Consider the following 10,453-nt stretch of genomic DNA (forward strand, 5'->3'; position numbering starts at 1 on the left):
CAGTTACGAGCGGAAACCGCTGCTTGGTCGAGCGACATTAACCATTCCCAGCGCGGGGTTGACTGGCAGATGAAGGTAGAGGACGCACGCTGCAAGCTGGCCTCGGTCTACCCTAAAATTAAGTTTTGACGCTGCACTAGTTACATCTATTGCCTTATTTTATAAAAAGAAACCACCAAACGTGAAGGAAGAAAAATAGAGTATTACTAGGATGCTTTTCTACTGTGTTCAAATATTGTGAAAATCAAAAGTCGATCGCAGCCCGAAATACCCTACCGCCCCACCGAAGGCGATCGCTGCACTCCAAATAAATCTGGCAGAACCCTCGATCGCCCCCAAACCACCACCAACGCCACCTCGCACGGCGCTCAACCCTCCAACCCCAACCCCGCAACCACCCATGCACCAGTCGATAGACGTAGACAACGATCTCCTCAATCGAGCCACCCAGCTCAGCGAAACCAGCGACCCCTCGCACGTCATCGAAACCGCCCTGCGCGAATACATCGAGCGTCGTCAGCGCCTGCAGATCGTCGAACTCTTCGGCACGATCGACTACGACGAAACCTTCGACTACAAAGCCCAACGCCAGCGGTCATGAGTACCATCGTCGATACTTGCATTTGGTCGCTCGTACTCCGCCGCCAGAAAAACCCCACCCCGATCGCGCAAACCCTCAGCCGCCTCATCGAAACCGACGAAATCGTGATGCTCGGTGCGATCCGACAAGAAATTTTGTCCGGCATCCGCGATCGGGCACAGTTCGAGAAACTGCGAGATCGGCTGCGTGCCTTCCCCGACGCCCGCATCACCGCCCAAGACTACGAACAAGCTGCTGAATACTTCAACCTCTGCCGTAGCCAAGGAATTCAGGGATCGAATATCGACTTTCTGATTTGTTCCGTCGCCGTTCGCCTGTCCGCAACAATTTTGACCGTCGATCGAGACTTCGAGTATTTCCAGAAGTACCTGCCGATCCAACTCGAACAGCCTTAGCCAGCGATCGCACCCCAACCACCACCAACGCCATGCAAATCAAAGACCTCACCATCGACGAATTCCGTCAACTCATCAAAACCTGCATCCGCGAAACCGTCGAAGAAATCATCGACGATCGCCTTGACGATGACCCCGACGCCATCCTCCCCCAACTCCGCCAAAGTCTCCTGCAACAACGAGAACGCAGACAAACCGGCCAAACCAAAACCTTCAACGCTGCCGAAGCCCTGCAAGCCCTCGACCTTGACGACGAATGACCTACAGTGTTGAGTACGATCCGCAGGCGATCGGCGACCTGAAGAAAATCCCCAAACCCCAACGCAAACGCATCGTCACCAAAATCGATTGGCTCGCCGCCAACTTCGAGAACGTGCAGCCCCTTCCGCTATCCGCTAATCTCACAGGCTTCTACAAACTTCGCGTCGGTGACTATCGCGTCATCTACGAAGTCGATCGCACCGTTCGGATGATTACCGTCGATCGTGTCGGCCATCGCCGTGACGTATACGGCTAATCGCCCCATCGTCCACCGAGGGCGATCGCCGCACAACCCAAAATCCGGCAGACCCCTCGATCGCCCCCAAACCATCACCAACGCGACCTCGAACCGCGATCGATCGCGCTAACCCAAAAAGACAATCCACCAACGCTAGACTGAAACTAGTCACCTCCGATCGCAGACCCCATGACAGGCTCCACACCACCCCTCTACGAAGAGATCGTCAACTTCATCGCCCTCGGTACCACCCCCGATCGCGTTGCCAACTTCCAACCCTCCGACACCGCAAAACAACGAGTCGCCCAACTGATCGAACGCGAAAAAGACAACGAAATCGCCGCCGACGAACGTACCGAGCTGGACTTGTACCTCCAACTCGAACACATCATGCGCCTCGCCAAAATCCGCGCTCGCCAACACCTCGCCGCAAGCCGTGGCTAAACGCGCTCCCATCCCCGACGGAGTTCGAGAGCAAGTTGCTGAACGCGCCCGCGATCGCTGTGAATATTGCCGCATTGCCGAAGCCGACACCTTCTGGGGCTGTCAGATCGACCACGTCATCAGCCTCAAACACGGCGGCACGAACGACATCGATAATCTCGCTTATGCTTGCGCACCCTGCAATCGTGCGAAAGGTAGCGATATCGGCTCCATCGACGGCGATCGAGACCAACTGATTCGCTTCTTCGATCCACGTCGGGATAACTGGGACGAACACTTTCGCCTTGAAGGTGACGCGATCGTGGCTCAGACCGCTATTGGAAGATTGACGTTCTCCCCCGCCTGAAGGCAGGGGGATTCCTGGTTCGTCGATCCACCTTTAAATCTCCGCCAAGCCAACTCGCTGACTCGAACCCACCATCCTTCAACTCTCCGACTGGATTGTTTTGAGACAATGGCTGAAGACCCCAGAGGGCTAATCTCCCCAGGCTTTTTTTAACGTTTCCGTGCGCCCCACGGTACGTGGGAAAGCATTTGAGCAAATGCTTGACTTTTCTGGCCTCGCGACTCTTTTGAGCGCCTGCGTTTTTAAAGAGGTCTCTCGCACCTCTGCACCGATGTCGCTTTACGTCGTATGAATCCCGAAATCGGGTTGGGCTACCGACGAATTCACCCTTGCACCGGACTGAACTCAGTTTAGCATTTGAAATGCCGCCCTGGAAGGGCGGGGCTTGAAACCCCTAATTTTCGGTCACCGCAAAAATCTTGGGTTTCAATACGAGCGATCGACGCCTAGAGCGCCAACTTTTACAACAAGAGGGACGCTATCCCGTGCGTTGAGCTGACATAGCAACAGTGCGTTTTAGCCGTCTTCAAGTGTCGCGAAAATCGAAAGCCGATCGCAGACAAAACACACCCTACCGCCCCACCGAGGGCGATCGCCGCACAACCCAAAATCCGTCCGATCGCCCCCAAACCACCACCAACACGACCTCGAACCGCGATCGATCGCGCTAACCCATAGACTCCGCCGCGATCGCGAGCAACTTCGCCTGAGTTGCAGCGGGCAGATCGAGTATCTCAAAGCGATCGCGCGGATAGAGATAATCCTCACCCGACTCATCAATCACCCGCAAACACCCCACGCTCTCAGCCTTAGCATCCGGCAAAATTCGATAAACCTTCCAAGGATCGAGATCGCTATCCGGCTCGGCACTCAGACAGATTGCAAATTGTTGGGGAGAATTCGTTACCTGCATCAGACCTCAATCCAAAATAGTTTTAACCTTCATTTTTCGGCGACCAATGCCATGAGCCTCGTACCAGTGCAATTCAGCCTGGTAAACATCCCCATTGGGAAAACGCACCAAACCCAAACCCTTCAACTTGCGCCAGCGACGACCGCCAAACTGTTCTTTGAGTCGCCGCAACTCGCGAATCGATAGGTTCACGGCAATGACTTCGATATCGCTCAGGTCGCCGAGCAACTCAAAATCATTTCCCATATTTTATCTGCGATGCCACGTACACACTAACGCCCCATGATAGCGATCGCCGCGCTCCAAAAATCCGTCCGATCGCCCCCAAGCTACCACCAACGCAACATCGAACCGCGATCGATCGCACTAATACTAACCCCTGAATAGTTACATTTCTTAGGAAGAAGATAGTCTAAAGTTACTCAAGGACACCCCCAGGATGTAAGAGCAAGAAGACCTGCGTTTTCCTTTTTTACTTTTTCTAAAGCTTTTGGAAGAGCGTGTAACACGTCAGAAACGTCTCTAGCTGCGTGTTCGTCAAAACCCGTATAATCTAAGATAAGCTTTGCGCGTTCAAAATAATTTTGCCAATCAAGATCCAGAACAGAGGAAACAGAGACTATCAGGGTGCATCTCAAAAATGTAAATTTATCAGATCGGAGTCTCTACAGTGAATTGAGCTGTTATTGGGTGAAGCGATCGCTCCACCTATGGACGGCAGCGTTGCCGAAGTCCAACCGACCCCAGACTCATATTTTTACAAAAGTGAGATGTACCCACGATCGAGGGTTTAGAGAACCTAGCATAATTCGTTTCACTCGAAACCCGGTCGATCGATACAGGTTTTCAATTTTTCTGCGATCGCTCGTTTGAGTTTGATGCGATCGCGTCTTGGAAATGCCGCTACACCACGAACCCACCCGTGGCGGAAAAACCGAAAGCGAGAAGCTCGGCGACGGGTATCAAAAAACCTTAGACAGCTATAAACAGTTTTTCGGAGAAAGTCCCCCAAAAGACATTTGGCCGTCCGCCGAGATTCGCTTCGGACGAGATACTCAGTGTCAGTGGGTGAACCTTCAACAAAACTGGATTTTGTCCAAAGCTTTCATTTTTAAACTCTCAATATTTCTAATTTTTGCTATTTGTCTCACCATTGTCGGAAAGTATTACGGACAGGGTGCGATCGAAAATCTAACTCTTAGCGAAGGAATTCCACTAGCCCTGGTTCTCGTCTTAGCCTCAGTGGGAATCAGCAGCGTCATCATCGGACTCATCGACTATCTCCAACATCCCAACGCTCCCCGTTTTGGTCTGGGTTATGGAGGCGGAGGAGTCGGTTGTGGTGGTTGTGGTGGTGGATGGAATAGTGGAGGAGGAGATTCTTCGGGAAGTGATAGTGGCGGTTGCAGCGGTGGCGGTTGTGGCGGCGGTTGCGGTGGATAGTTCCCTTAACGCGAGAACCCCGATATCTCGAAGATAGCGGGGTTCAGAGGGTTTAACTCAAAAATCCATCAACCGCAAATCAAACGGTTTCCTCGGAAGTCGAATCGAAATCCAACTCGTGGGCTTCTCGTTCGCGACTCAAGCGGTTAATGAGATCGATGGTGCGATCGCCGCGTTCGAGAGAGCGATCTTCGAGAAATTGAACTTCGGGAGTCCGACGCAGACGCACGCGAGATCCCAATTCTCGGCGCACGTAATTCGTAGCTGATTCCAAACCAGCCATCGTTTCGGCGCGGGCGTCCTCCGTACCGTAAATGCTGACGAAAATTTTAGCGTGTTGCAGGTCGCCAGAGACATCTACGTCTGTGATACTGACCATTCCCGCGCCAACACGATCGTCTTTAATTCCGTGCATTAGCATTTGACTGACTTCGCGTTTGATCAGCGAAGCGACGCGGGACACACGACGGTTAGTAGCCATGATAATCGCCCTATGAAAGATGCTACGGGCGAGCTGTCTCGCCACTACCAGTCTAAACCGCAGACAATCCCAACATGGCTCTGAGGGTCAAAATGGTAAACAACAGCCCCGAGATGAGGAACCCAGCGATCGCGACAAGCATCACGGGTTTTTTCGCTAGGGGTTTCAGCCACGTATAGATCGCGTAAAACGTTCCCAGGATAAAGGTAATCAGATAGCGTGGATAGCGGGAAACGTTTTCCCAGAAGTTATCGTTACTGCGGGTCATGGTTGGCGGAAGTAAATTAGCTCACCGATCTTGCATTTTAATTGAGAATTGGCGATCGCGCTTTCGAGGAGCGATGAATTGTTCGCCCCCTCCTCATACGGAATCCGTTCCCGATAAGCTAGGTTTCAAGAAATCTTCACCACAGAGACACAGAGGACACAGAGAGGGATTGGTCGGGTTGGTCAAAACCAATATTTGAGATTCGGATTCCGTATCACATCATCACATCATCTCCTCATTTTTCGGTAGGGCGGTGCGTGACGCGGGGACAGAATTGATTGAACTTCGGCGACAGGCTGTTTTCCGCGTCACAGCACCCTACCACTCCCTATCCCTTCATTCCTTCAACATCTCAATCGAATTGTTGGGCGTAAAATCGGGCGTAGCGTTCCCCGCGATTCAACAGTTCTTGGTGGGTTCCCGATTCGACGATGTTTCCCCGTTCCATCACCAGGATACGATCGACCCGACGCACGGTCGCCAAACGGTGGGCGATGACAAACACGGTGCGATCGCGCGCGATACGTTCTAAGGCTTCCTGTACCAAAGCTTCCGATTCGGAATCTAACGCCGATGTCGCTTCGTCTAAAATCAAAATCTGCGGGTCTGACAACACCGCCCGAGCGATCGCCAACCGCTGACGCTGACCGCCTGAGAGGTTAATTCCCCGTTCTCCCAACATCGTATAGTATCCGTCGGGCAGTTGGCTGATAAAGTCGTGGGCGTTGGCCACTTTCGCTGCGTCGATAACCGCTTCTAACTCGAACGCCACTCGTCCGAAGGCGATGTTTTGCGCCACCGTCCCCGCAAACAATACGGTATCCTGGGGAACGATGCCGATTTGTCGCCGCAAACTTTTTAACGTGACATCGCGGACGTTCAGGCCGTCAATCAGGATTTTTCCCTGTTGAAGTTCGTAAAATCGCGGGATGAGATTGACGAGGGTTGATTTTCCCGCCCCGGAAGATCCCACTAAGGCGATGGTTTCGCCAGGAGAAACGAGTAAGTTTAAGTCTTGTAATACCCAATTCGGCGATCGCGTGGCTTCGGTGGCGTAGGTGAAAGAAACGTTGCAGAATTCAACTTTTCCGGTGATGGGAGGAAGTGCGATCGCCTCGGGAGATTCGACGACGGACGGTTGAATGTCTTGGAGTTCAAAGACGCGATCGACAGACGCTTCGGCTTGTTTGAACTCGTTATAGTTGCTCGTGACCAGGGAAATCGGGTCGATGAGCATCGCCACCCCCGCAATATAACTCACGAATTCCGCGCCGGTGAGGTTTCCCCTCGAAATCTGCCAACCGCCGAGGAAAAATAGCAGTAAAACGCTCATCGCTTCGAGGAATCCCACCACCACGAACTGCAAGGCTTTGACGCGTTCGGCGGTGTATTTGGTGTTTCGGTTGCGTTCGGCTTCTTGGGAAAAGCGATCGATGGCGTAGTCTTCGGCGGCGAATCCCTGCACTAACCGCATTCCGGCGAAAAGTTCGGTGAGAAGCGAGGCGAGGTTCGAGACTTGCGCCTGACTGCGACGAGACACTTGCAACAGTCGGTTTCCAAACCAACCGATTAAACCCGCCATAATTGGTGCAATGACAAGGGTGGCGAGGGTCAATTGCCAGTTTAACCAAATCATATAGCCCAGCACGACGATTAGCTGTAAGACGCTGGGGACGAATTGGTGAAAGATTTTGTTGATGACTTCGCCGATGCGATCGATATCTTCAGTGAGGCGGTAGGACAAATCGCCGGTTTTGGCGGTGGCGAAGTAGTCGAGGCTGAGGCGTTGCAGGTGCGTGTAGGTTTGTTTCCGCAAGTCCAAGGCTGTGGCGAGGGCGGCTTGGGCCATCAGTGCGTCTTGTCCGTACTGTACCGCACCGCGCACGATAAAGATAACTGCACTCCACCCCACCAGTTGCGCGATCGCCCGGACGTTTCCCTCACCGATGTGGTTGGCGATGCGTCCGGCGAGCCATCCAAGAACCGGCCAGAATAGTGTAAATCCTAGCGTACAGGCGAGGGCTTGGGCGATCGTACCTCGGTGGGGACGCAGGTAGGGAAGAAGTTCTCGGTAGCGCGATCGAAATTTCAAGGGCGGTTCGTCACAACATCGCCTCGATTTTACGGTGAATTCCCGCGCGATCGGCATTCGCGACCCTTTTGCAAATATCGGTTCGGCTGATACAGGAGACCTCTTCACATCTCGGGATTTCTGAGATTCGTGTGAGATCCCCGGCATCTTGGAGGTGCTGGGGATCTAGAGAGGGCTGATACAGGAGACCTCTTTACATCTCGAGATTTCCCACAAGCTAAGCGAATTAAATCTTTACTCTAAGTTTTTTAAACTACTCTAAAGCTAAACTTTTGACAGTGACGTTTGCTACAATAAAACCTATTTTTCAAGGCAGAGAGAGGAAAATTATGCCTGAATATCGCTCCAAAACATCAACCGCCGGTCGCAATATGGCGGGGGCCCGCGCGCTGTGGCGTGCGACGGGAATGACGGACGAAGATTTTCATAAGCCTATTATTGCCGTTGCCAATTCTTTTACGCAATTCGTACCGGGTCACGTTCATTTGAAGGATCTCGGACAGCTCGTCGCGCGGGAAATCGAAAAAGCTGGCGGCGTCGCGAAGGAATTCAATACCATTGCGGTAGACGATGGCATTGCCATGGGTCACGATGGGATGCTCTACAGTTTACCCAGTCGTGAAATTATCGCCGATTCGGTCGAATATATGGTCAACGCTCACTGTGCGGACGCGCTGGTGTGCATTTCCAACTGCGATAAAATCACTCCAGGGATGCTGATGGCGGCGTTGCGCTTGAACGTCCCCACGGTGTTCGTGTCTGGCGGCCCGATGGAAGCGGGTAAGACGAAGTTGGCCGAACACAAGTTGGATTTGGTCGATGCGATGGTGATTGCGGCCGATGACAGCGCCTCGGACGAGGTGGTGACGGAGTACGAACGCAGTGCTTGTCCGACGTGCGGCTCTTGTTCGGGTATGTTTACGGCCAATTCGATGAACTGCTTGACCGAAGCGATCGGATTGTCGCTACCGGGGAACGGAACGACGTTGGCGACGCATTTCGATCGCAAGCAATTGTTCCTCGATGCGGCTCATCTGATCGTCAAAAATGCCAAGCGCTATTACGAAGATGGGGACGAGTCGGTGTTACCGCGTGCGATCGCCAGTGTTGAGGCGTTCGAGAACGCAATCTCGTTAGATATCGCCATGGGTGGCTCGACGAATACGATTTTACACCTGTTGGCGGCGGCTCAAGAAGCTGAGGTGGATTTCGATCTCAAGGATATCGATCGCCGCTCTCGGTCGATTCCGCAATTGTGTAAAGTCGCCCCCAATACTCAGAAATACCATATTGAAGACGTTCACCGCGCGGGTGGGATTATGGGAATCCTCAGCGAACTCGATCGCGCGGGGTTGTTGCATAGTGAGTTACCGACGGTTCACAGTGCGACGCTCAAAGATGCGTTGGAGAAGTGGGACGTTATGGGAAATCCCACCCCTGACGTGGTGGAGTTTTATAAGGCTGGCCCGGCGGGAATTCCCACGCAAACGGCGTTTAGCCAGGATACGCGCTGGCCGTCGTTGGATAGCGATCGCGACAACGGCTGTATCCGCAATTTCGAGAGTGCATACTCGCAAGAAGGCGGTTTAGCGGTACTCTACGGCAATATCGCCGAAGATGGTTGCGTCGTGAAGACGGCGGGTGTGGACGAGTCGATTTTGGTGTTTGAGGGGAAAGCGAAAATCTTTGAGTCCCAGGATAGCGCCGTGAAGGGCATTTTGAACGATGAAGTCCAAGCTGGCGATGTGGTTATCATTCGTTACGAAGGACCCAAAGGTGGCCCGGGGATGCAAGAGATGTTGTATCCGACGTCTTATTTGAAGTCGAAAGGCTTGGGTAAGGTTTGTGCGTTGCTGACGGACGGTCGTTTTTCGGGGGGAACGTCGGGACTGTCGATCGGTCATGTTTCTCCCGAGGCGGCCTCTGGCGGTGCGATCGGATTGTTGAAAGATGGGGATGCGATCGCGATCGATATTCCCCAGCGTCGCATTAACGTTTTAATCGATGATGAGGAGTTGGCTCGCCGTCGCGCCGAACAGGATGCGAACGGGTGGAAACCCGCTGAAGTCCGTCCCCGTAAGGTGAGTACGGCACTCAAGGCTTATGCTAAGTTTGCCACCAGTGCGGATAAAGGTGCGGTGCGAGATAAGAGTTTCCTCGAGTGAGGGATAGGGTAGGGGTTTTTCTCGACTGACAATTTCTACTCATGATTTGAACGGGTGGATTTCCCCAGAGCGCTCTGGGGAAATCCATTCTTGCGATCGAGTTGAAAAACGAGTTTAGGGTTTGGGTTCTGAACGTCTGGTGTTAGGGATTTGGAACCACAGAAACACAGAGAACCGGTCGGTACATTTTTTTACAAATGCCTGATTTTGGGGTAGCTTAAAGAAAGCAAGGCTAAAATTTAATAGCCGTTCGATTTTTTTGTGAGTTTTGAGGTTTAAGATGTTCTCGATCGACTTGAAAAAAATTATCGGGGTTACGTTTTTTTTTGTTTCCACGATAATGCTAGGTGGTGAAGTCGCTTTAGCTCGGGAGTTCGATCGATTTTCTGATTGGTGTCAAAACAAGGAACAGTTGACGCCAGAGGCGAGACACACGGTTGAGGTGTTACTGGAAGAAGCGGGAACAACTGAGTGCGATCGAGCCGAAGCAGAACTAATGAGTCGAACAGTACTCCGCATCTGGCGTCAGGAAATTATCAACTTACAACCTCTAGAAAGTCTAACAAATTTAACCGAACTTTATCTTATCTCAAATGAAATTGAAAATATCGAACCTTTGGCGAATCTAACAAATTTAACCGGACTTTATCTCAGTTTAAATAAAATGTAATTAGTCACCGCAACAGGTGAGGCTTAATGAAAAAAGCCTCAAACCTGGCCACGAGAAACCGGAGTAACCTTATCTTGGGTTCGTCGAGAGGGGTGGAGAACAACCCGAGGACGATAACAACTCCAAGAGTTGGTCG

Annotated in this window: 17 protein-coding genes; 11 read left to right on the plus strand and 6 right to left on the minus strand. The window is 52.2% G+C overall.

What is annotated here, in order from left to right:
• Positions 1-228: 228 nt before the first annotated feature.
• Entirely contained in the window at positions 229-402 is a 174-nt protein-coding gene (locus POG22_RS03690; protein WP_498903701.1) for a hypothetical protein, read from the minus strand.
• Here POG22_RS03690 and POG22_RS03695 point away from each other — a divergent pair.
• From POG22_RS03695 to POG22_RS03730, 8 genes are all read left to right on the plus strand, one after another.
• The gene (locus POG22_RS03695) at positions 401-601 is read left to right on the plus strand and encodes a type II toxin-antitoxin system VapB family antitoxin (protein ID WP_498903703.1); all 201 of its coding nucleotides are present in this window, start codon (positions 401-403) and stop codon (positions 599-601) included. The genes POG22_RS03690 and POG22_RS03695 overlap by 2 nt on opposite strands.
• Positions 598-996: a type II toxin-antitoxin system VapC family toxin gene (gene vapC / locus POG22_RS03700; protein ID WP_498903706.1), complete on the plus strand. Its 399-nt coding sequence runs from the start codon at positions 598-600 to the stop codon at positions 994-996. Before POG22_RS03695 ends, vapC begins: the two co-directional genes overlap by 4 nt.
• Positions 997-1,028: 32 nt before the next feature.
• On the plus strand, positions 1,029-1,256 hold the full coding sequence (locus POG22_RS03705) for a hypothetical protein (RefSeq protein WP_498903708.1): 228 nt from the start codon (positions 1,029-1,031) through the stop codon (positions 1,254-1,256).
• Positions 1,253-1,513 (plus strand): type II toxin-antitoxin system RelE family toxin, encoded by a 261-nt coding sequence (locus tag POG22_RS03710; RefSeq protein ID WP_498903709.1) that lies wholly within the window; start codon positions 1,253-1,255, stop codon positions 1,511-1,513. The genes POG22_RS03705 and POG22_RS03710 overlap by 4 nt, the downstream gene beginning before the upstream one ends.
• A complete protein-coding gene (locus POG22_RS03715; RefSeq protein ID WP_498903711.1) occupies positions 1,497-1,625 on the plus strand; it encodes a hypothetical protein in 129 nt (42 codons plus the stop codon). The genes POG22_RS03710 and POG22_RS03715 overlap by 17 nt, the downstream gene beginning before the upstream one ends.
• A gap of 59 nt (positions 1,626-1,684) precedes the next feature.
• Positions 1,685-1,939 carry a hypothetical protein gene (locus POG22_RS03720; protein WP_498903712.1) on the plus strand — a complete coding sequence of 85 codons (255 nt, stop codon included), beginning with the start codon at positions 1,685-1,687 and terminating at the stop codon, positions 1,937-1,939.
• Positions 1,932-2,285 (plus strand): HNH endonuclease, encoded by a 354-nt coding sequence (locus POG22_RS03725; protein ID WP_498903714.1) that lies wholly within the window; start codon positions 1,932-1,934, stop codon positions 2,283-2,285. Before POG22_RS03720 ends, POG22_RS03725 begins: the two co-directional genes overlap by 8 nt.
• A gap of 509 nt (positions 2,286-2,794) precedes the next feature.
• Positions 2,795-2,956, plus strand: a complete 162-nt coding sequence (locus POG22_RS03730; RefSeq protein WP_498903715.1) for a hypothetical protein — start codon at positions 2,795-2,797, stop codon at positions 2,954-2,956.
• Here POG22_RS03730 and POG22_RS03735 read toward each other — a convergent pair.
• Entirely contained in the window at positions 2,953-3,198 is a 246-nt protein-coding gene (locus POG22_RS03735) for a hypothetical protein (RefSeq protein WP_498903717.1), read from the minus strand. The two genes, POG22_RS03730 and POG22_RS03735, sit on opposite strands and share 4 nt — an antisense overlap.
• A gap of 6 nt (positions 3,199-3,204) precedes the next feature.
• Positions 3,205-3,444 (minus strand): hypothetical protein, encoded by a 240-nt coding sequence (locus POG22_RS03740; RefSeq protein WP_063717288.1) that lies wholly within the window; start codon positions 3,442-3,444, stop codon positions 3,205-3,207.
• Positions 3,445-4,089: 645 nt separating this feature from the next.
• On the opposite strand from POG22_RS03740, the gene POG22_RS03745 reads away from it, so the two are divergent.
• A complete protein-coding gene (locus tag POG22_RS03745) occupies positions 4,090-4,641 on the plus strand; it encodes a glycine-rich domain-containing protein (protein ID WP_498903718.1) in 552 nt (183 codons plus the stop codon).
• Between the two features lie 79 nt (positions 4,642-4,720).
• Here POG22_RS03745 and rbfA read toward each other — a convergent pair whose 3' ends face one another.
• The 3 genes from rbfA to POG22_RS03760 form a co-directional block, all read right to left on the minus strand.
• A complete protein-coding gene (gene rbfA, locus POG22_RS03750) occupies positions 4,721-5,122 on the minus strand; it encodes a 30S ribosome-binding factor RbfA (RefSeq protein ID WP_063718700.1) in 402 nt (133 codons plus the stop codon).
• 52 nt (positions 5,123-5,174) lie between these two features.
• A complete protein-coding gene (locus tag POG22_RS03755) occupies positions 5,175-5,390 on the minus strand; it encodes a DUF751 family protein (RefSeq protein WP_063718699.1) in 216 nt (71 codons plus the stop codon).
• Positions 5,391-5,742: 352 nt separating this feature from the next.
• Positions 5,743-7,482 carry an ABC transporter ATP-binding protein gene (locus tag POG22_RS03760; RefSeq protein WP_498903720.1) on the minus strand — a complete coding sequence of 580 codons (1,740 nt, stop codon included), beginning with the start codon at positions 7,480-7,482 and terminating at the stop codon, positions 5,743-5,745.
• Positions 7,483-7,811: 329 nt separating this feature from the next.
• Between POG22_RS03760 and ilvD the strand changes: the two genes are divergently transcribed.
• Positions 7,812-9,647, plus strand: coding sequence for a dihydroxy-acid dehydratase (ilvD, locus tag POG22_RS03765; RefSeq protein ID WP_498903722.1), 1,836 nt, complete (start codon positions 7,812-7,814; stop codon positions 9,645-9,647).
• A gap of 295 nt (positions 9,648-9,942) precedes the next feature.
• Entirely contained in the window at positions 9,943-10,317 is a 375-nt protein-coding gene (locus POG22_RS03770) for a hypothetical protein (RefSeq protein WP_498903724.1), read from the plus strand.
• Positions 10,318-10,453 lie beyond the last annotated feature (136 nt).

Origin of the sequence: Geitlerinema sp. CS-897 (genome assembly GCF_028368005.1) — a bacterium.
In the GTDB taxonomy this organism is placed as follows: domain Bacteria; phylum Cyanobacteriota; class Cyanobacteriia; order Cyanobacteriales; family Geitlerinemataceae; genus Baaleninema; species Baaleninema simplex.

What these genes read in the sequence shown, in the direction of transcription:
- POG22_RS03740 (WP_063717288.1), bottom strand. Translation starts at nt 3,444, where the DNA reads ATGGGAAATGATTTTGAGTTGCTCGGCGACCTGAGCGATATCGAAGTC.
- POG22_RS03755 (WP_063718699.1), bottom strand. Translation starts at nt 5,390, where the DNA reads ATGACCCGCAGTAACGATAACTTCTGGGAAAACGTTTCCCGCTATCCA.
- rbfA (WP_063718700.1), bottom strand. Translation starts at nt 5,122, where the DNA reads ATGGCTACTAACCGTCGTGTGTCCCGCGTCGCTTCGCTGATCAAACGC.
- POG22_RS03705 (WP_498903708.1), top strand. Translation starts at nt 1,029, where the DNA reads ATGCAAATCAAAGACCTCACCATCGACGAATTCCGTCAACTCATCAAA.
- POG22_RS03735 (WP_498903717.1), bottom strand. Translation starts at nt 3,198, where the DNA reads ATGCAGGTAACGAATTCTCCCCAACAATTTGCAATCTGTCTGAGTGCC.
- POG22_RS03690 (WP_498903701.1), bottom strand. Translation starts at nt 402, where the DNA reads ATGGGTGGTTGCGGGGTTGGGGTTGGAGGGTTGAGCGCCGTGCGAGGT.
- vapC (WP_498903706.1), top strand. Translation starts at nt 598, where the DNA reads ATGAGTACCATCGTCGATACTTGCATTTGGTCGCTCGTACTCCGCCGC.
- POG22_RS03720 (WP_498903712.1), top strand. Translation starts at nt 1,685, where the DNA reads ATGACAGGCTCCACACCACCCCTCTACGAAGAGATCGTCAACTTCATC.
- ilvD (WP_498903722.1), top strand. Translation starts at nt 7,812, where the DNA reads ATGCCTGAATATCGCTCCAAAACATCAACCGCCGGTCGCAATATGGCG.
- POG22_RS03695 (WP_498903703.1), top strand. Translation starts at nt 401, where the DNA reads ATGCACCAGTCGATAGACGTAGACAACGATCTCCTCAATCGAGCCACC.
- POG22_RS03710 (WP_498903709.1), top strand. Translation starts at nt 1,253, where the DNA reads ATGACCTACAGTGTTGAGTACGATCCGCAGGCGATCGGCGACCTGAAG.